Annotated in this window: 20 protein-coding genes; 10 read left to right on the forward strand and 10 right to left on the reverse strand. The window is 39.7% G+C overall.

Annotation, left to right across the window (positions count from 1 at the left end):
• Positions 1 to 727: 727 nt before the first annotated feature.
• Together ACTJKC_RS03520 and ACTJKC_RS03525 are read right to left on the reverse strand one after the other, a co-directional pair.
• Positions 728 to 1,387: a hypothetical protein gene (locus ACTJKC_RS03520; protein ID WP_440790351.1), complete on the reverse strand. Its 660-nt coding sequence runs from the start codon at positions 1,385 to 1,387 to the stop codon at positions 728 to 730.
• A complete protein-coding gene (locus tag ACTJKC_RS03525; RefSeq protein WP_056095429.1) occupies positions 1,387 to 1,674 on the reverse strand; it encodes a hypothetical protein in 288 nt (95 codons plus the stop codon). Before ACTJKC_RS03525 ends, ACTJKC_RS03520 begins: the two co-directional genes overlap by 1 nt.
• A gap of 616 nt (positions 1,675 to 2,290) precedes the next feature.
• Here ACTJKC_RS03525 and ACTJKC_RS03530 point away from each other — a divergent pair.
• The 3 genes from ACTJKC_RS03530 to ACTJKC_RS03540 all read left to right on the forward strand — a co-directional run bounded on the left by ACTJKC_RS03530 (position 2,291) and on the right by ACTJKC_RS03540 (position 4,418).
• Positions 2,291 to 2,533, forward strand: a complete 243-nt coding sequence (locus tag ACTJKC_RS03530; RefSeq protein WP_440790825.1) for a DnaB-like helicase C-terminal domain-containing protein — start codon at positions 2,291 to 2,293, stop codon at positions 2,531 to 2,533.
• 947 nt (positions 2,534 to 3,480) lie between these two features.
• Positions 3,481 to 3,879 (forward strand): hypothetical protein, encoded by a 399-nt coding sequence (locus ACTJKC_RS03535; RefSeq protein WP_056095420.1) that lies wholly within the window; start codon positions 3,481 to 3,483, stop codon positions 3,877 to 3,879.
• A 209-nt stretch (positions 3,880 to 4,088) separates the two neighbouring features.
• The gene (locus ACTJKC_RS03540) at positions 4,089 to 4,418 is read left to right on the forward strand and encodes a YegP family protein (RefSeq protein ID WP_056095487.1); all 330 of its coding nucleotides are present in this window, start codon (positions 4,089 to 4,091) and stop codon (positions 4,416 to 4,418) included.
• Between the two features lie 405 nt (positions 4,419 to 4,823).
• Here ACTJKC_RS03540 and ACTJKC_RS03545 read toward each other — a convergent pair whose 3' ends face one another.
• Positions 4,824 to 5,135, reverse strand: coding sequence for a hypothetical protein (locus ACTJKC_RS03545; RefSeq protein ID WP_056095414.1), 312 nt, complete (start codon positions 5,133 to 5,135; stop codon positions 4,824 to 4,826).
• Positions 5,136 to 5,463: 328 nt separating this feature from the next.
• Between ACTJKC_RS03545 and ACTJKC_RS03550 the strand changes: the two genes are divergently transcribed.
• The 4 genes from ACTJKC_RS03550 to ACTJKC_RS03565 all read left to right on the forward strand — a co-directional run bounded on the left by ACTJKC_RS03550 (position 5,464) and on the right by ACTJKC_RS03565 (position 9,554).
• Positions 5,464 to 5,652, forward strand: a complete 189-nt coding sequence (locus ACTJKC_RS03550; RefSeq protein WP_157263930.1) for a hypothetical protein — start codon at positions 5,464 to 5,466, stop codon at positions 5,650 to 5,652.
• 621 nt (positions 5,653 to 6,273) lie between these two features.
• A complete protein-coding gene (locus tag ACTJKC_RS03555; protein ID WP_008245487.1) occupies positions 6,274 to 7,470 on the forward strand; it encodes a sulfite oxidase in 1,197 nt (398 codons plus the stop codon).
• Positions 7,471 to 7,628: 158 nt separating this feature from the next.
• Positions 7,629 to 8,159 carry a DUF305 domain-containing protein gene (locus ACTJKC_RS03560; RefSeq protein ID WP_056095405.1) on the forward strand — a complete coding sequence of 177 codons (531 nt, stop codon included), beginning with the start codon at positions 7,629 to 7,631 and terminating at the stop codon, positions 8,157 to 8,159.
• 3 nt (positions 8,160 to 8,162) lie between these two features.
• Positions 8,163 to 9,554, forward strand: coding sequence for a beta-propeller fold lactonase family protein (locus tag ACTJKC_RS03565; RefSeq protein ID WP_056095402.1), 1,392 nt, complete (start codon positions 8,163 to 8,165; stop codon positions 9,552 to 9,554).
• Positions 9,555 to 9,560: 6 nt separating this feature from the next.
• Here the strand turns inward: ACTJKC_RS03565 and ACTJKC_RS03570 are convergent, their stop codons facing one another.
• The 5 genes from ACTJKC_RS03570 to ACTJKC_RS03590 all read right to left on the reverse strand — a co-directional run bounded on the left by ACTJKC_RS03570 (position 9,561) and on the right by ACTJKC_RS03590 (position 13,926).
• Entirely contained in the window at positions 9,561 to 10,547 is a 987-nt protein-coding gene (locus ACTJKC_RS03570) for a YeiH family protein (RefSeq protein WP_008245480.1), read from the reverse strand.
• 117 nt (positions 10,548 to 10,664) lie between these two features.
• Positions 10,665 to 11,414 carry a substrate-binding domain-containing protein gene (locus tag ACTJKC_RS03575; protein WP_008245473.1) on the reverse strand — a complete coding sequence of 250 codons (750 nt, stop codon included), beginning with the start codon at positions 11,412 to 11,414 and terminating at the stop codon, positions 10,665 to 10,667.
• Positions 11,415 to 11,425: 11 nt separating this feature from the next.
• A complete protein-coding gene (locus ACTJKC_RS03580; protein WP_056870676.1) occupies positions 11,426 to 12,346 on the reverse strand; it encodes a molybdate ABC transporter substrate-binding protein in 921 nt (306 codons plus the stop codon).
• A gap of 19 nt (positions 12,347 to 12,365) precedes the next feature.
• Positions 12,366 to 12,821, reverse strand: coding sequence for a DsrE family protein (locus ACTJKC_RS03585; RefSeq protein ID WP_008245470.1), 456 nt, complete (start codon positions 12,819 to 12,821; stop codon positions 12,366 to 12,368).
• Between the two features lie 19 nt (positions 12,822 to 12,840).
• Positions 12,841 to 13,926 (reverse strand): c-type cytochrome, encoded by a 1,086-nt coding sequence (locus ACTJKC_RS03590; protein WP_082491480.1) that lies wholly within the window; start codon positions 13,924 to 13,926, stop codon positions 12,841 to 12,843.
• 144 nt (positions 13,927 to 14,070) lie between these two features.
• Here ACTJKC_RS03590 and ACTJKC_RS03595 point away from each other — a divergent pair, with 144 nt between their 5' ends.
• From ACTJKC_RS03595 to ACTJKC_RS03605, 3 genes are read left to right on the forward strand one after another with little or no spacing between them, the layout of a single operon-like run.
• Positions 14,071 to 14,970, forward strand: coding sequence for a LysR family transcriptional regulator (locus tag ACTJKC_RS03595; protein ID WP_056095397.1), 900 nt, complete (start codon positions 14,071 to 14,073; stop codon positions 14,968 to 14,970).
• Positions 14,971 to 15,007: 37 nt separating this feature from the next.
• Positions 15,008 to 15,469 carry a hypothetical protein gene (locus tag ACTJKC_RS03600; protein WP_344848202.1) on the forward strand — a complete coding sequence of 154 codons (462 nt, stop codon included), beginning with the start codon at positions 15,008 to 15,010 and terminating at the stop codon, positions 15,467 to 15,469.
• 40 nt (positions 15,470 to 15,509) lie between these two features.
• Positions 15,510 to 15,899, forward strand: a complete 390-nt coding sequence (locus ACTJKC_RS03605; RefSeq protein ID WP_008245456.1) for a YidH family protein — start codon at positions 15,510 to 15,512, stop codon at positions 15,897 to 15,899.
• A gap of 160 nt (positions 15,900 to 16,059) precedes the next feature.
• Here the strand turns inward: ACTJKC_RS03605 and ACTJKC_RS03610 are convergent, their stop codons facing one another.
• Positions 16,060 to 17,352 carry a voltage-gated chloride channel family protein gene (locus ACTJKC_RS03610; RefSeq protein WP_008245455.1) on the reverse strand — a complete coding sequence of 431 codons (1,293 nt, stop codon included), beginning with the start codon at positions 17,350 to 17,352 and terminating at the stop codon, positions 16,060 to 16,062.
• Between the two features lie 18 nt (positions 17,353 to 17,370).
• The gene (eno, locus tag ACTJKC_RS03615) at positions 17,371 to 18,651 is read right to left on the reverse strand and encodes a phosphopyruvate hydratase (protein WP_008245454.1); all 1,281 of its coding nucleotides are present in this window, start codon (positions 18,649 to 18,651) and stop codon (positions 17,371 to 17,373) included.
• Position 18,652 lies beyond the last annotated feature (1 nt).

An 18,652-nucleotide genomic window follows, 5' to 3' on the forward strand; every position in this document is an offset into this window, starting at 1 on the left:
ACCCTCGCTAGCACGCGTGCCGCGTGTGAATTTAACCACATAGGGTTATGCTAGTCGACAATAGAATTTTCTATTTTAATTAATAAAGAATATTTGAGGTTAGTTAAAAATCCCTACTACAAAAAAAGCCCATCATTCGATGAGCTTTTAATCAGTAGAGTCAATCCGCGGAAGTTCGAACTTGTTTGAGCATTGTGAAGCAGTTGTTAATTTTGAAAAAACTTTAAAAAATAAGATTGAAGGGCAATACCGAAGAAAGAAAAGTTATGAAAAAACTCACAAGTAATTATGGGAAAAATTGTCAGCTAAGGGATTCAAGTAATTGTGATCCTACCTATCCATTTTGCGTCTCTTAGAGCTAAATCAATTCATGGAAGAACTAAGAAATCATTTCTGTGTACCATAAATTATCGAATATTCATGCACAAACCAGTTTATTTGACTCCTTTGCACCAATTTTTAATTACTTGTAAGTGCCTTGAAAATAGTGTGTTATAGTATCTTTGTTATTGGCGAGACAGGGTCAATCTACTGCGGTTTATCCAGTTCAAGTCCAATTACATGATTAAACAACCAACAACTGATGCACTCGCAGCGAGAGAGCGAAGACGCAGAAAATTCGCCATTGCGAGCATTACCAAAGACCATATGACGAGCCGGAAGATAACGCGCTGGATGTTTTACGCGTCAACCTCAGCACAACTGAAATCCAATTTAGTGATTGGGATTAGCTTCCGCTAGAGTCGCTTGGTGGTGGTGTTTGAGCAGTAGGTGCTGGGGTCGCAACTGGTGCAGGGGTCGTTTGTTGAGCGGTTGGTACCGATGGTCGGTAATCTGAAACTGGCGAAAAGGTTCTGCCTTTCTGGATTGTGTCTGTTTTTTTCGGGGCAGGTTGACCGCTTTTGTTTTCTAATTCACTCATATGATATGCATTTTTTGAACAATATAAAACTAAGAATAAAATCCCGAAAAACATTGAACTAAAGGTGCATATATTGAAAACCTGCATACGTGCATTGAACTTATCAATCTTGAGATTGACTTGCGCAGCTGTTATTGAGAGGTTATTAAGAAGCTTCTGTAATTTAGTCGCGAGATAGGCGCTATACCAATGGGAAAATAGGTTAATAGCCAAACTTGCTGCTAAGAATGACCAGCTTGTAACGACCATCCAAATATTCAATGCAGTGGCTAGCGGTGATATTTTTTCAATAAACGTCATGGATAGTACCAAGGTGCCGGCGGTTATGTAGATTATATTCTTCTCATAATCGTTTTGGCTGCTTTCCTTTACCTTTTCAATGACCTCTCTGGCCTTTTCGCGCTCAGCTATTGCCTGTGTTATTGCCTGTTGTTCGGTCTGAGGTGTTGATATAATATCCGGCATTATCTAAGCTCTGATAAGTAGTAAATAGTTTCACTGTTAAAGTCATGGTTTTTACCGTTATCGTACCCATCATGCGCCATTGTGTTTTTGTAATAGTAAGTTTCAAAGTTCCTTAACTGATAAGTCTTAACATCATAGCCAAATAGAAGATTCAATTCTTGCCCCATCGCAAATGGATTTCCTCCATTGAATTGGGTAATCGCGGCCATTGCTTCACTATCCGAAATTGATTCAATAATTTTATTGTTTTCGTCCTTAAACGTGTACTTCATTGTTATCTGAGCCATATAATTTTTATTTATATAAAGATAAGAATTTTACTTGACAGGATTTGACGGGGGTAATAGTGTCGGTTTATAGAGGAGGCTGAAAAGTCAGGCTTTATCACCATGTTATCAATCCGTAATCAAACCGTAACAGAAATTGGAAGAAGTTAGTAGCCTCAGAGACAAAGACAGAGGAATGGCAGATAAGATATTCCGCACGACCACTCGATGACCATTCTGCAAAGCATGAGTGCCGACCTGATGACTTCCGATAGCATATCTCTCAAGTTGACATTCTTAATGAAATGCGGGGAAGAGGAGTTATGCGAGAAAGGTTCTCGACTGGCCTGCCGGGTCTGGATGCTTTGATGGGCGGTGGATTGTTCTGCGGTAAAGTTTACGGATTTTCTGGAAAAGCCAAATCAGGAAAGACTTTGTTAGCACCAACCATTAGTTACAATCTCAGAAAGCAAGACTTAAGCACCTGTACGTAGCAATTGAGATGGGCGCTAATGAGATTGCTCAGCGAAAGTTTGCTCGTAAAGACGGGTTTAAATAGCCTTGAATTCATCGAGGGAAAAGAACATGGGAGGCTTAAAGCCTAATACTAATATTTGGGTATCTCGATGCACCGGGAATCATATTTAATAAGCTGAAATCTCGATTACTTGAAGCTGTAGCGCGGCATGATATAATGGGTGCAATAATAGATTATTGGCAAGTTGTACAGGGTCAAGATAGCCGCCAGACTAAGGAAAAGCAATTACGCGATGTCGTGCAAGGTTTAGCGGACTTCGCCAAGCGCCACAACATTTGGATTTTCTTATTAAGCCAGACTAATGAGGCGGAAAAAAACCTTCGCCGGCCAAGGCTTGATTAAAGCTCCAACTTTATATGATTAATGGAAGTGAACATACAAGATGGTTAGAGATGTCCGCTCCCCCGTTATACTGAGAAAATCGACTATGGTTCTGGGGCGACCGAGCCTTACGAATTAACAAACGAGTCGGGCCATATTTTGAAGAAATTTAACTGATAGGAATACGCCATGAAAACTCGCCGAGCGTGGAATAAGCAAGCTTACCAATTATTTATCTTCTTTAGAAGATTTTATGGATATGAGTATTCATTCATTGCTAATGTCGTAAACAGAGAGTTTCAAACGGATTACCATCCAAAGCGCATCGGCGATGGTTATATCAAGTTTCTTAATAGTAAAAAGCCCGTCGAAATTAACCTGATTTATGATTTCATTTTTTAGGAACGCATGGCATGGCTAAGAAACTTTTATATCTCCGATGGATAGTACAAACTGCACTATAAAGCGCTTCGCCATTATGGTGCAGTGTGCATGGCCTGCGTTATGGTTCCGTCTAGGGGTAAAATGCACGTTGACCATATAAAACCTCTCTCTAAATATCCCCCGCTAGACTTGAGATTGGACAATCTCCATCCTTTGCCAGTATTGTAACCTAGGTAAATCAAATCTTTACAATGATGATTGGCGTAGCGGGGCAATAGAGGAAGATGACACTGAGAAACGCCCTCGAATACAAAACTTGCTTTGCAGTGCATCAGTGCACTTTGTTCATAAATGTTTAATAAATATTTAAAAAAGGTTTAAAAAAGAAATACAAAAGAAAATATAAAGAAAAATTCAAATCAATATTTATTTAAAATAAAAACTAAAATAATTGATATTTGCATATACATTAATCAAATAGGGTTTTATAGGTTACCGTAAAAGGTGTTACTTTTAAACATTAAAACATTTATTGTGGAAAACTTGCATTATTGCGTTAAAGAAAAATTTTTATATATTTGTATATGGCAATAGAGATAGTAAAGGCAACCTTTGGAAAAGCAAAACCAAAAGCAACGATTCACCTAACGGGGAAGCTTGGGTTTAATATGGAGGCTAATAATCTAATGGGATTAAAGGCCGAGGAGGAATTTCTTTTTGCAAAAGATACGGACGACAAGAACGTCTTTTATCTTATTTCAGGTAATGGACAAGAGGGGGCTGGTAAGGTTGCAAAAGCTGGAGACTATTATTACCTAAACTTAGGTGATGTATTTGATACTGTTGGGCTGGATTACGTGAAAGAGATTATAAGTTTTGATATTAAGAAAGATACACATGATGGAAATGTGATGTACATATTGGGTAAGCGAAAATCGACTATCCGCAGTAAGAAAGAAAATAAAGAGGAGGAAACGAATTAGATTAATCGGGACACTATTTCGAGTAGCGTCCCGAGGTTACAAAAGACAATTAGAGGTGGAACAACTAATTAATGCTGGCTAATTCACCAGCGCCGTTTTGTGTTACAAATATATATTTGTTTTTGTTCAAAAGCAAGTCCTAACACATTCCCGGTTTGTTTGCAGCGAATCCGATAGTCAGCTGCATTAACATTATAAATTCAAAAACCATGGGAGTATTCTCAATTTTTAAAAGCGCCATTAATGGCCAGTACTATTACCGCCTGTATTCAGGCAACAACAAAATCGTTTTGAATGGTGAGGGTTATCCTTACAAACAGTCCTGTAAGGATGGCGTTCAGTCTGTAAAAGTGAACTGCATTTATGACTTCCGTTATGAGAAGTCAGATAAGGTTGATAACTACAGATTTAATTTGAAAGCCGCTAATGGTGAGATTATTGGTAGAAGTGAGGGCTATACAACAGCCTATGCACGTAACCAAGGAATTGAGCTTATCAAAAGTTTAGCGCCAACAGCTACAATTCAAGATTTAGCGTAAACATTCTGAAGGCAACGAAAGGAGGTATTATGCATGGCAAAATCGTCGAGTTATAGGTCTGCGAAATCAGGAAAGTACGTTACCAAAACGTATGCTGACAAGCACAAAAGCACAACTGTAAAAGAATCTAACAAGGGTTCTAAGTAGTTATAGAAAGGCTCCTGCGGGGGCCTTTTTTGTTGCGTAATATTTTTGTTAGGTTATGATTGCGTAGAGGTAAATAATGTATAACTGGCAAAATTACTTAGAAGATAAGCACCGCATTAGATTTTTCATCAATGTTTACGTGGATAAAATGGACGGCTTTTACGAAAACTCAGACCTTGCCATAGACAACCAAGGGATGGACTGCGTTATATCTCTCCCGGTAGAACATGCATTTTATACCGACAGGCTGAGGAATAACTAATAAGCCTTTTCGATATTATATGTTTCTATGTAATCGTTAATACAATTGTAGACAACATTGCCATTGTAGTTGTCAATATGCGCCACTACAATTCTAACTGCCTTTGGTTCGTAACCCTCCCGCGCTAGTAGCATCATATTGTTTCCGTTTTCCAGCTCACTCAGAATGGTGGAAATCTTTTGCGCATCATCCGGCACTATTGCTAAGTCTGTTATCGGATACGCGCGCTGTGAATTATCCAACGGCTCGCCAATTAGAAATTGGTAATGGTTTACAAGTTCAGTGGCTTTATCGAGAGTGAAGTTCATTTCTTTAGATTAATACGGCTAAACTACAAATAAAATGAATTAATCGCTTGACAATTTTCATGGCTTTATTAATCTAATTGAACATCTTTCTTGATGTGTCGTGTTGATGGTAATTAAGAACTGAAAACTTGCAAGCGTACACGGCACTTCTGGACAGGTGCGTAACTACCGTTGGAAGCCGGTATATTATCATCATGGCCAGCGTTAATGCCTGTCCAGCCAATACGGGGTTATGTTTCCTACTTTGAATGCGCCAATTGTTTATGCCGAAACCTTAAACAAGTCGATTATTATTGAACTATTTTTTCGTTGGATTCTAATTGTAGATATGGAAAATCTAGATAACCTAAATTTCAGTCGCTTAAATGATATTACTATCCAAGAAGTTAAGGCTTTACCTATGTTCAAACATTTTTCTGACAGTGAAGCTGAAGAGGTAATTCGAACACAAAAAAGATTTTCAGAGATAATTGTAAAGGATGATTTAAAGAGGGGGAATAGTGATATAGAACGCTAATGATTTGAGGTTCGAACTCTAAAGTGTTGTTAATCAATTAATAATTTGTTTTTCGCCGCTTCGGTTAACCGAAGCAGGATCGAACCTTTAATTGCTTCATTTTCAATGGATAAGGTGTTTATAATTCGTTTCCTGATTTTTACTATGAAATATCATAAAATGAAAAAAGCCTTGAAATTGAGCTCTTTTCAAAGAAAAGGTTCGAACTTCAAGGCTTTTTGCCGTTTAAGTAGAGTCAATCCGCGGAAGTTCGAACTTTTATGAGCATTGCGAAGCGATAGTTGATTTTGAGAATTTGTTAAACAATAAGGTGGAAAGGCAGTATCGTAAAAAGAAATTACTATAAGTTTTACCAAGGAATTTATCATTTTGAAATCTATTCCAATAGCCTCTTCAATGAATTGTTTCGCCCATTTTTGTATTATCAAGAAACGACCGTTTTTTGATAGAAATTGAGATGAGTATTTGATAAACAGTTATAGAACTATTGTGTCTTTTCTAGCAGGCCAGCGATGAAGTAAAGTCTACAGTTGTTTCCTTTCAACCATCAAGAAAAAGGAAGAATACAAGTTATCCTATGAGAGATTTTTGGCTATATTGTAATCACCTACATTTATTGAAATGAAAAACGACAAAACATCACAAAACTACACGTTAAACAGACGTAATTTTGTTACTGGAATTATCCCGGTGATAGCTGGCGCAACAATACCATCCTGGGCTTCGGCGAAGGAGATTCAACAAACCAGAGAAGACAATGACTTTCCAGGACTTATTACGCGAGAGAAAAAGCCATTAAATATGGAGTTTCCATTTCCTACGTTAAAAAACAGGATTACTCCAAATAACCAGTTCTTCATCAGGAGTCATTTTAATATTCCCAATATTGATGCTACAAATTGGGAATTAGAGATTGGCGGCAACACCAATCATGTCATAAAGATCAATCTGAGCGAACTTAAAAAGCTTCCTGCAAAAAAGGTAATGGCTACTATAGAATGTGCCGGAAACGGACGTGCTAACCTCGCCCCAAAAGTGAAGGGTTTAGGATGGGAACAAGGTGGGATCAGCAATGCTGAATGGACAGGAGTACCTTTATCCGTATTGTTAAAGAAGGCTGGCATAAAGGTGGGTACGGTAGACATTATTTTGGAAGGGAATGATGAGGGGATGATTACAGAAGAGCCGAAATCACCAGGAAAAATCAAATTCGCCCGAAGCATTCCGTTAAATATAGCAATGCAGGATCACATCATCATCGCCTATGAAATGAATGGAAAACCATTGAGTGCTGAACATGGTTTCCCGGCAAGGGCAATTATTCCAGGATGGTATGGTATGGCATCTGTGAAATGGCTGATGAAAATTACTGCATCTGAAAAGCCGTTTGATGGCTATTGGCAGACGATTGAATATGCTTACTGGAAGCGTGTTGAAGGACTACCTACCTTGACGCCCGTAACCACTACATTGGTTAAGTCTGAAATATCAAGGCCGGTATTGTTTGAAGCGGTGCCGGCTGGAAAACCTTATCAAGTAAGGGGTGCAGGATGGTCAGGTGATAGTAACCTATCGAAAGTAGAAATAAGCACGGATAAAGGAAATTCATGGCAACCAGCAAAATTAATTGGTCCTGCTATCCCTTTCGCCTGGCAGCTATTTGAATTTGAATGGGTGGTTCCTGCTAAGACTGGAAGATATAGTTTAATGGCTAGAGCGACAGATCAAAATGGCAAAACGCAACCCATGGAGCATGATTTAGACAGAAGAACTTACATGGTTAATTTTATCTCGCCAATTGATGTAGATGTAATATAGCTCAATAAGAACAAATTTCAGGATCTTGCGGTTATCGCATAAGGCTTGTTTGGCATAAACAGTTTATCACAATTAATATTCTACATCAAACCATGATCAGATTCACGTCTATACTTCTACTATTTGCTAGTTTCTCTGCACGAGCACAACATGAACACATGCAAATGGCAACTAAAAAAAATGTCTTCCTTGGGCAAATGGCTCATATGATGATGAAGATGGATGAAATATCAGCTACCACATCTGCAGACAGAGATTTCATACAAATGATGATCCCACATCACCAGGGTGCTATTGATATGGCAGAAGAAGAGATTAAGACCGGAAAAAATAAAGAAATGATTCAGCTAGCTAAAAGTATCAAAGCTGAGCAACAAACCCAGATTCAGCAAATGCGACTCCTGCTCAGCCATCCTGAAGGATTTATCGCTACAGGCAACCAACATCAAAACGCCAACCAGAAGATGATGAAAGTGATGATGGAACAAATGCCTGAAGAAAAACAATTGTCTGATACTGATCTGTCCTTTGCAAGGATAATGCTTCCTCACCATCAGGCTGCCATCGACATGGCTAAAGTTGAGTTGCGGTATGGAAAAAATAAAAATGTAAAAAGACTGGCCGAGAATATTATCTCAGATGAACAGATAGAAATCCAACAAATGAAGACATTTACAAACTCCCATTAACATATGAAAAAGATATCCTTGTTTACGCTATTAATATTCAGTTTTGCCCTACAATCAAAAGCACAATCAATCTATGCCCAAGACAGGGTTTATACAGGCAATCAGATATCTAATACGGTTTCTGTCTTAGATCCCTCAACACAAACGCTATTAGGAAATATTGTTCTTGGTAAACCCCAACCTGATATCTTAAGTCCTCTATATAAGGGACAGGCCCTGGTTCATGGCCTGGGTTATTCCCCTAAAAGGCAATTACTAGCAGCGGTTTCCATTGGATCAAATTCAGTAACCTTTATTTCAACAGCAAAAAATAAAGTTTTAAAAACTGTTTATATCGGACGTTCACCGCATGAGGCAACCTTTAACCCTTCAGGATCACAGGCATGGATATCGGTAAGAGGAGAATCGTATATCAGCGTAATTGATGCAAATAAACTGATTGAAATCAAGCAAATTCCAGTAGCCGACGGCCCGGGAATGGTTGCTTTTACTCCAGATGGAAAATGGGCTTATATTTGTTCCAGCTTTACTGCAGAAGTGGATGTAGTGAATGCAACTTCTTATGCTATTGTAAAGCGTATTCCAGTAGTTAGTCCATTTTCTCCAAATATATTCTGTAGTCCTGATGGGAAATGGATTGCATTGACACATAAGGATGTAGGGAAGATCACTGTCATCAGCACGGAGACAAATACGATACATACAGTACTAAATACAGGTCCAATTACCAACCATGTCACTTTTACTTTAGTTAATGATTCACCTGTGATGCTGGCAACCATTGGCGGAGAAAACAGCTTAAAAGTATTTAGTGTTTCACAAGATTTCAAGCTTACTGATAGCGTTGCGACAGGATCATTGCCACATGGCGTCTGGACTTCGGCAGATGGTAAATTTGCATATGTCGGATTAGAAAATGATGACCAGGTACAAGTGGTTGATCTGGTAAAAATGGCCGTTGTAAAAACCATTGCTATTGGACAATGTCCGCAAGCATTGTTGTACGCCGCTAATGCCAGCCCTGCAAATGCCTCAAAAGAAAATTTAACCCCGCTTAATCTTGCAGACAAAAGTCAGGTGATTAAATTGATGAATAAGGATAATTCAATGTCATCAGGCATGCTAAACGTAAGAAGCGTAGGCTTGACTGATCTTGTCCAACAGGACTTTAAAAAACTCGAGCCAAATACTTCGTATACTTTAGCGTTAACCAACTCCTCAAATGATACGTTTAACGCAGATTATGTCATCAATTCTTTTAAGACCGATGAAAAAGGAGCTTTTAGCGGTCAATCCTCGGGGATAATTAAGAGTGTAGGAACAGGTGGCGCCGATTATAAACATGTGGTTCTTATTGATGATCTTTCAAAAAAGCTGGTGATGATCAGTAACTAATGTATTTTAAACCAAAGATATAACTGCCCATAATGCAGCACTTGAAATTACTATCCATAAAATTACGCCTTGTAACAGTGGCATTATCCCCACTGCTTTCAAGATAGTAAATGAGAGTCCGCTTCCTATCAGGAACAAGGTTAAAGTTAAGCCTGCTTTTGCTAATGCTACAAAGTAGGGCGCAAAAGGCTTAATAAAAGGTAAGTAGGTGTTGGCGATCATTGCCAGGATAAATAGCCCTATAAAATAGGGTATACTAACTTTGCTATTGTTGCTTTTGAACAGGAAAGATGTACCAAACGCTACGGGAACAATCCATAGTGCTCTGGCTAACTTAACAGTTGTGGCTATCTGTAGTGCTTGTTCACCATATTTACTGGCTGCCCCAACAACAGAACTGGTATCGTGAATAGCAATGGCACACCACATACCAAATTGTGACTGTGACAAGTTAAGCGCATGTCCGATAGCGGGGAAAAGAAATAAGGCCACCGAGTTGAGTATAAAAACAGTACCCATTGCAACGGAGATCTGTTTTTCTTCTGCGTTCATTACAGGCGACAATGCAGCAATAGCACTTCCACCACAGATCGCCGTTCCAGCTGATATCAAAAAAGATGTTTTACGTTCTATTTTAAATACTTTTCCCAGGATAAAACCAATGATAAGCACTCCGAAAATAGAAACTACGGTAAACAGTACGCCTTCTTTTCCTGCTTTCATTGCACTGAATACATTCATTCCAAATCCTAGCCCGACAACAGAAATTTTTAGCAGCAGGTTTGTGGCCTTGTGATTTAAATGCAGATAGGGATGTTCCATTAGTTGCGCCAATACTAATCCTAGCAATAAGGCTAAAGGAGGCGACATAAATGGAAAGAGGCACAGCAAAACTGCCAGGATGAAGATAATTTTACGGGTGTTTAAATTTAAGTTTAGCAGGTTACCCGCCTTTATTTTAGAAGAATTTGAATTGTCTTTGATTTGTGTCATAATTTTGATTGTCTTTATTTTCTAATTCAAAGATCCATAACTAATAAACCCCGATCAAATCATTAAAACTTATCTTCCATAACTTCATGTTATAGAAGATAAGTTTTTAGACATTATTTATTCCCAACCCCATTTTTTGAAAATGAGATGTCCTTTATCGGATTGCATAAACTTGATAAAATCCTCAGTTTCCGACTTATGCGTACCAGTGCTACCCCTCACTACAGGTGTACCTCTATAGACTGTTTGTGTAACAGGAATCCTAACCATTGAGGTGAGGTCTGGTAAACGGTTATGCCAGGAGCCAAATGTTATCCAGGCATCATATTGAGGATCATTTTTCCATGCAGCAATACCCAATGCCGAATTTGCAAATGTACCTGCTATACGCTGCTGTATGTTTGCAATCAGATCTTGTCGACCTGCCAAATCTTCCCAAAGCCCCATTTGCCCAGCCCCATTCACATCAAGAATTTTCACACCTGGTTTACAGAGATCGCCCAGATTTTTGATGTTTTTAGGATTGCCGGGCCGTACCAGGATCGCTGCCGCACGTTTATATAACTCTGTCCGAGAGTTCGCCACTATCATGTTTGGGTGGTCAGACATGAATTTTGAAAGCATGTATTCTGCTCCTCCAAAGAACAGATCTGCATGTTTCATTGCATCCGGCATCCATTCATTATCTGGCCCGGCAGTGACTTTAATTACGATATCATGCTGCTTTCCAAAAACCTTCGCACATTCATTGATCGGTCCGAGCGGCCCACCGGGACCATAGACATATAAAGTATCGTTTGGGATTTGTGCATTCCCAATGGTCACTACAGCAACGACTGACAATATGGTTAAAAATATATTTTTCATTGTGTTTATGTTTAAGGTAAATCAAAACCAAACTTTTTGTAGATGGCAGCAGCCTGCGGACTGATCAAAAAATCCATAAAATCTTTTGCAGCGGCCGGATGTGGCGCATCTTTTAACTGTCCCGCTATATATTGCGCATGGATATTCTCTTTTTCAGGAATTTCAATGAGCTCAACAGGATGGCCAATCATTTTCTGATAGTAGGCCTCAGTATACCATACTGGAGCGGCGTCACTTTCGTTGTATAGGATCCTCATTGGTGATTGGCGATGATGGATCATGGTAAGATAAGTAGTCTTATCTTTAACTTTATCTTCCATGATGGTAGATTTTAATGTTTCCCCTCCAGCTTTCACATAGGCTTCTTCAATACGTTTACCGATCCCTTCATTCTCTGGATTGGGCATACTGATCCTCAGCTCTTTATTTGCTAAATCTTTGAGTGACTTCAATGCCTTCGGATTTCCCTTTTGGACCATGATTGCCAACCTGTTTCTAGCATATAAAGTCGTTTTGCTAAACCATTCAGGGGTCATGTCTATCCGGTTCTTACCAGCTGTATAAACATCCGGCTTTAAGGTAATTCTCATGTTGCCCACCACAATGCTACCGGTTTTTATTTGTTGGGCTAAAATGCCTGGGGGAAGCGTTTCGGCAAATACCCGCTGATAATGTGGATATGACTTTTTAAAGGCTGCAATTAATTCGTCAATGCACATAAACTGGTTACCGGCAAAGAAAACCACCAGTTGGGGATCATTAATGTCTCCAAAAAGATCAGGCACATTGTCTACTCCAGGTACTGTGAACTGAACTTTACTTTCAGGTGGAGTATTCCAGGGCGGATCAAAGCGATGATCCTGGGCCTTAACATTTCCACAAAGCAATAAAAATGCAACTGTGGCTAAAAAGGTGTGATTTATATATTTCATGATTTTCTAATTATTTGGTTTAAGGATGTACAACTGCCCATCCCTGATATTGACGGATGATGATTTCACCATTGCCGCTGGGTACATAACTGATAAAATCAAATAAGGTATTTTTTTCGATTTTCCTTTCTCTGACGGTATTTTCACATTGTGCAAGAATTACTCCTCTGGATTGCAGTTCTAACAATGTTTTTTCAAAAGATCCGTTCTTCTGGTAAACAGCTACGCCATCTCCAAAGGCAATAAGTTCTGCATTGATTTTCCCTTTTAACCTGGGATCGTCGAGTGCATTTTTTAGGTTTCGAAGTGTTCCTGCAATCTTTTTCTCATCACCGTTATTGATTACATACAGTGCCTTATAATTTTTCAGGGTGGCTTTTGCCCCTGTAAAATTAGCAGGTGTAGCTTGGGCAAAAGTGGCCGAGGTTGCTGCGATCAGCAAAAATAATGTACAGATTAAGGTTATTTTTTTCATGATTTTAGATTTTGATGATTTATTTAGTTGTTAGTTTTACTTGTTTTTCGGAGGTTACAATTGGTGCAAATGGACCATACTTATGTTGATTTTCAGAAAATTTGTCGGCATATGGTCCGTATGGCGCATCAAAAGGTTTTTTTAACAAATCAGGGTAATCTTTTCCCTGATCTTTATGTGGTCTTGGCTGTGAGTTCACAAAAGCAGCGAGATCCCAGGCCTCCTCATCACTTAACTGCGCATCTCCATATCTGGCACCATATGGCATATTGTTCTTTACGAACCCCGCAAAGTTACTGAGTCTATACATCCCTGCGCCATCATTGTAGCTGTGTTTGCCCCATAATGGCGGATAAACATAAGTTAGTTTGTCTTCATCGAGTATTCCCTCACCATTTGCACCATGACAACTTTGACATTTACTGGTATATAAAATCGCTCCATGTTTGACATTCGCTGCCCTATCCAGGAATTTTAATTTTTCGGTTCCCGTTCCAAACACTTTCTCCCCTTTTTTTACACCTGTTCCAAGCCATTTCATATAAGCCAGCATTGCCTGTATCTCTTTACTAGATTCGTCTGGTACTTTGCCTGCAAGACTTCGATTGAAGCACTCTGCAATACGTGCCGATGCAGGTTCAACCTTTCCTGATCTGCCACTCATTTTAGGAAAACTGGAAATAAAACCAGCATAATTATTTCCGAACAGTTTGGTTCCACCCTCGAGGTGACAATTCTGACAATTCATACCATTTGTAATACGGGCTATGGATCCATTTGGCCCAAAATATTTGCTCGTATGTGCTATTAATTCTTTGCCATACCTGATCATCTGGCCGTACTTGGTGTCCGCCGGAATCGTATTTTCATCAGGCGCTTTCCAGGCATCAGCAGGTACAACCTGGCTTTTGACGTTAACAGCAGCTATACCGGTTTCCACATCCTGTTTGGTTTTTGCTGTCACTACATCTGGCTGCCCATTAAAAAATAAAGTGCAGATGAAAATGGTTCCACAAGCAACAAATAGAAACGCAATGATAGCCGTTGTCCTGGCTGTATATATAAGTGCTTGTCTGATTTCTTTTTCTGTTGATTCCTTATTCATAACCAATATTTTTCTGTTACAAATGTGCATTTATTCTACTCATCAGAAAAAGCATAAAAAGTTATTGATGATAACGTAAGGTTATGATGTCAGTACCCGTTGAAACAAATTGTTTGTATCTTAGGTTATCTACTAAAACCGTGTATGATAGATTTCCGTTTGCAAGTATTTTATGCTGTCGCTAAAAGGCTGAATTTTACAAAGGCCTCGGCAGAGTTATTTATCAGTCAGCCTGCTGTAACCAAACACATTAAAGAATTAGAGCAGGAGTTCAAAATGTCATTATTTGAACGCAGTGGAAACAAAAAAATCAGCCTCACCCCAGCCGGCGAATTATTGTTGCATTACGCAGAACAGATTTTTGGAACTTACCGGGAACTGGAATATGATATGAATCTACTTACTAAACAGCATAAAGGAATATTGAGGATTGGTGCCAGCAGTACTGTGGCACAATATATCATTCCACCTGTATTGGCACAGTTTCACAATAAGTTTAAGGATATACAAATTCAACTGGTTACCGGAAACACAGAAGATGTAGAGCAGCGTTTGATTGCTAAGGAAATAGATTTTGGAATCATTGAAGGCATCTCCCGGAACCCACAGATTAAATACGAACAATATCTAAAAGACGAGCTGGTGCTGGTGTGTTCTGGTCACAATTATGCCATGAAAAAGGAAATGATCAAACCGAATGAGTTGAAGGATTATGATTTATTACTTCGTGAACCTGGTTCTGGTACACTAGATGTTATTGCATATGCTTTAAAAGCACACCAGATAAAGGTGGGGGACTTAAATATAGAAATGCAGTTAGGTAGTACCGAAAGCATTAAATCCTATTTGATTCACAGCAAATGCCTGGCTTTTTTATCTATCCACTCCATATTGAAAGAGCTCAAGAATAATGAATGCCGCATCATAGATATCAAGGATATGGTTATCGAAAGGCCGTTTCATTTCATTCAGCTTCATGGTCAGCAGGACGCTCTGGCGGAACTATTTATGCGCTTCGCTAAAAGCTACAACTATAATGTATAGTGTTACCGAAATTTCGAGGCAATATCAGCCAGCTAAAGTGCTGCTGCTCTTTGTTTCTGAAGCTCCTGGAGGTGACGATAAACATTTTTACCTGGGAAATACTAATCTGTTTCGAACAATTTATCTTGCATTTAGTGAGGTATTTGGCGATTTTAAATCTGTAGAAGATTTTTTGCAGTTCTTTAAAGGCACGGGATGCTTTTTGGAACATCTAACTTGTACACCTATTGATAAATCGTCAGTTAAAATCAGAAAAAACCAGAGGCAGGGGGGAATAGAGCAATTAGCTCATAAAATCAGAACATATCAACCCCGATTAATCATGATCCTAATGAAAAGCATTGAACAAGAGGTTAAAGAATCTATTGACCTATCAGGCTTATCGTTTATCGAAGAAATTGCAGTTACCTGCTATCCTGCCGGCACTGAATCAAACAGGCTTACTTGCATCCGGGATACCAGGGTTATCATCTCCAAACTGGCATCGATATTGACATAACATGCAAATATATTGCTGTAATATACCGATACAGAACAAGATGAAAATTCAAGATCAGGAAAACACCAAACAGCATGCAGGAGACCATTTGGCTAATGAAAGAACATTTTTGGCCTGGATCAGAACCAGTATTGGTATCATGGGATTTGGCTTCGTGGTGATGAAATTCTCGCTATTTATCAAGCAGATCAGTGCCGCACTGGGGAGTAAAGTGCCCCTGCACCAAACCGGAGATTCCCGCATTATCGGGATTTTTCTAGTTGCCCTGGGAGCAATTACTATCATTTGTTCTTACTTAAGATATAATTCAACGAAAGAACAATTGAATCAGGGGGTGTATTACCATTCAACACTTTTTGTTAAAGTTTTAACCGCTTTAGTTTTCATAGCTAGTATACTTTTACTGCTCTACCTTATTAAAACAACATAGGCAGTTAAATCATCTGTACTTGATGCTTTAGAAAAGAGAGGAAGGAAAGCGGTCGATATAGCGTTGTTTTTTGATATAAATTGCTGATTGCATTGGTCAAGGATCTTATAAAAATTTCACCTCTTTATGATAATCCACAGGAACAGGATAAGTCAATATTTTATGTTCCCGTAAATATTTTGGGTACCGCAATACGCTGTGAAGAATATATACCTGAATGGCCACTGAAAAAATAGGCTGTAAAACAGGCTACCGCAAAAAACATGGTGTATTCACTACCAAAAAGTTCTATACCCATAATCGTACAGGCAAGGGGTGTATTCGTTGCACCAGCAAAAACAGCAATAAATCCAAGGGCAGCAAACAAACTAACTGGAGCATTTAATAAGGTCGAAAGTGCATTGCCTAATGTTGCGCCAATATAAAACAAAGGCGTTACCTCACCACCTTTAAATCCAGTTCCTAATGTTAAAGTTGTGTAAATGGTCTTCCATAACCAGCTCCAAGTATCTGCTCCACCAGGCTGAAAAGCAGAGGGAATTGTAACGGCTCCTTGGTATTCGCTATCCACGCCCAAACTTAAGTAATCCGGTTTCCCGATGGCGTAAGTCAAGCCTATAATAATCAGACCACCGATAACAGGAATAAGCCACTGGATCTTACATACTTTAGAAAAAAAGGCCTTGATCTCATGCACCATTACAGCAAACAGGTAGCTGGCCAGACCAAACAATGTGGATGCTAGAATAACCTTACTAAGCAGGAGTAGGTTTACCGGCAGGTATTCAGATAGAAAGTAGGCACTTTTCTCTATGAGATCGATGTGATAAGCGGTATGATGGATGCCCCAGGCAGAGACAGTAAGATCACCAAGCACGCTGGCAATTAATGCGGGAAGTAAAGCCTTGTACTCTATTCTTCCAATGGCCAGAACTTCCATTGCAAATATGGCACCGGTGAGCGGTGTTCCGAACACCGCCCCAAACCCGGCTGCAATTCCCGCGGTAAGGAGCATCTTGGTGTCTACCTCATTTAGCTTAAACCAGCGGCTAAACATTCCTGCGATGCTTCCTCCGATTTGTACCGCGGTTCCCTCTCTTCCAGCCGATCCGCCAAACAAATGGGTAATCACTGTAGTTATTAAGATTACTGGCGCCATCTGCCTGGGCACTCCACCACCCGGCCTATGGATTTCATCCATGATCAGGTTATTTCCTTTTTCTGAGGACCTACCAACTGACTGATAAATCAGGTGGATCACAATACCTGCTAAAGGTAGCAGAAAAATGAGACAGGTATGCTGAAAGCGAAAGTGAATGGCCCAGCCTAGCAGCCAAAGGAACAAGGCAACCATACTTCCTATTGCAATGGCAACAGGAAGTATAAGCAGCGTCCATCGAACCGCATATTTAAAAACCGAAAGGTGTTCAAATAAAAATTTATTATGTTTCATTGTAGGTTAGCGGCTGATTTATAATTTTTTATAAAAAGTATTGATTCCTGCAAATGATGCCCTATCACCAAGTTCTTCTTCTATCCGAAGCAACTGGTTAAATTTAGATACCCTTTCAGAGCGGCAGCCACTTCCTGTTTTGATGTGCCCCGCACCGGTAGCGACAACCAGATCCGCAATTGTCGTGTCTTCAGTTTCACCACTGCGGTGAGAAATAAAGCAATTGTAACCGTTTTTTTGGGCTAGTTCTACGGCCTTTAGCGTTTCGGAAACTGTACCGATCTGGTTCAATTTAATCAGTACGCTGTTTGCAATGCCCTGGTCGATTCCCTGCTGGATAATACTCGGGTTGGTGCAGAATATATCATCTCCAACCAATTCCACTTTGTCTCCCAAAAGGCTGGTCAGCTTTTTCCATCCCTCCCAATCGTTTTCGCCCAACCCGTCTTCCAACAGGATAATTGGGTACTCTTTTAACCATCCTTCCCAAAAGCCAATCATTTCATCTGTTGTGATCCGTTCTTTAGAACTTTTATAAAATTCATATTTTCCATTATTCCACATTTCGCTGGTCGCTGGGTCAAGACAAAGGGAAATATCCTTGCCTGGAGCAAAACCGGCAATATGTATCGCTTCCATGATGATTTGGACGGCTTCCTCATTAGAACTCAGATTTGGCGCAAACCCACCTTCGTCACCAACTCCGGTATAATAGCCTTTCGCTTTTAGCAGACTTCTCAGGGAATGAAAAACAGCTTCGCCCATACGGATACTTTCCTTAAACGAGGGGGCGTTATGAGGGGCAATCATAAATTCCTGAAAATCGATGTTGTTATCAGAATGCCTTCCCCCATTAATGACATTCATGCACGGTACGGGCATTACGTAACCTTCCCTTTCCACTAGCTGCCTATACAAGGGAATCCCTTTTGCAACGGCCGAAGCCCGGGCGAAGGCGATTGAGGCCGCAAGCATCGCATTTGCGCCGAGCCTTGATTTATTCTCGGTTCCATCCAGACCAATTATATGATCATCGAAGGCCTGCTGACCCTCAAAGGATAAGCCGGTGACTGATTTGCCGACTTCGACGTTAATCCCTTTTACTGCTTTTTCCACGCCTTTACCATTATAGCGCTCTGGATCACCATCTCTAAGCTCTACGGCTTCTTTTTCACCCGTACTTGCCCCGGATGGAGAAATACCCCTTGCTGTTGTTCCGTTAAGAGTGACTTCTACTTCTACTGTCGGATTGCCCCTGGAATCCAAAATTTCACGGGCATGAATTTTAGTTAATTTCATA

The sequence above is a fragment of the Pedobacter sp. 22226 genome, assembly GCF_052045455.1.
Taxonomy (GTDB): Bacteria; Bacteroidota; Bacteroidia; order Sphingobacteriales; family Sphingobacteriaceae; genus Pedobacter; species Pedobacter jeongneungensis.

Coding starts and splice junctions, on each gene's coding strand:
- ACTJKC_RS03520 (WP_440790351.1), bottom strand. CDS start 1,387: ATGCCGGATATTATATCAACACCTCAGACCGAACAACAGGCAATAACA.
- ACTJKC_RS03525 (WP_056095429.1), bottom strand. CDS start 1,674: ATGGCTCAGATAACAATGAAGTACACGTTTAAGGACGAAAACAATAAA.
- ACTJKC_RS03535 (WP_056095420.1), top strand. CDS start 3,481: ATGGCAATAGAGATAGTAAAGGCAACCTTTGGAAAAGCAAAACCAAAA.
- ACTJKC_RS03540 (WP_056095487.1), top strand. CDS start 4,089: ATGGGAGTATTCTCAATTTTTAAAAGCGCCATTAATGGCCAGTACTAT.
- ACTJKC_RS03545 (WP_056095414.1), bottom strand. CDS start 5,135: ATGAACTTCACTCTCGATAAAGCCACTGAACTTGTAAACCATTACCAA.
- ACTJKC_RS03550 (WP_157263930.1), top strand. CDS start 5,464: ATGGAAAATCTAGATAACCTAAATTTCAGTCGCTTAAATGATATTACT.
- ACTJKC_RS03555 (WP_008245487.1), top strand. CDS start 6,274: ATGAAAAACGACAAAACATCACAAAACTACACGTTAAACAGACGTAAT.
- ACTJKC_RS03560 (WP_056095405.1), top strand. CDS start 7,629: ATGCAAATGGCAACTAAAAAAAATGTCTTCCTTGGGCAAATGGCTCAT.
- ACTJKC_RS03565 (WP_056095402.1), top strand. CDS start 8,163: ATGAAAAAGATATCCTTGTTTACGCTATTAATATTCAGTTTTGCCCTA.
- ACTJKC_RS03570 (WP_008245480.1), bottom strand. CDS start 10,547: ATGACACAAATCAAAGACAATTCAAATTCTTCTAAAATAAAGGCGGGT.
- ACTJKC_RS03575 (WP_008245473.1), bottom strand. CDS start 11,414: ATGAAAAATATATTTTTAACCATATTGTCAGTCGTTGCTGTAGTGACC.
- ACTJKC_RS03580 (WP_056870676.1), bottom strand. CDS start 12,346: ATGAAATATATAAATCACACCTTTTTAGCCACAGTTGCATTTTTATTG.
- ACTJKC_RS03585 (WP_008245470.1), bottom strand. CDS start 12,821: ATGAAAAAAATAACCTTAATCTGTACATTATTTTTGCTGATCGCAGCA.
- ACTJKC_RS03590 (WP_082491480.1), bottom strand. CDS start 13,926: ATGAATAAGGAATCAACAGAAAAAGAAATCAGACAAGCACTTATATAT.
- ACTJKC_RS03595 (WP_056095397.1), top strand. CDS start 14,071: ATGATAGATTTCCGTTTGCAAGTATTTTATGCTGTCGCTAAAAGGCTG.
- ACTJKC_RS03605 (WP_008245456.1), top strand. CDS start 15,510: ATGAAAATTCAAGATCAGGAAAACACCAAACAGCATGCAGGAGACCAT.
- ACTJKC_RS03610 (WP_008245455.1), bottom strand. CDS start 17,352: ATGAAACATAATAAATTTTTATTTGAACACCTTTCGGTTTTTAAATAT.
- eno (WP_008245454.1), bottom strand. CDS start 18,651: ATGAAATTAACTAAAATTCATGCCCGTGAAATTTTGGATTCCAGGGGC.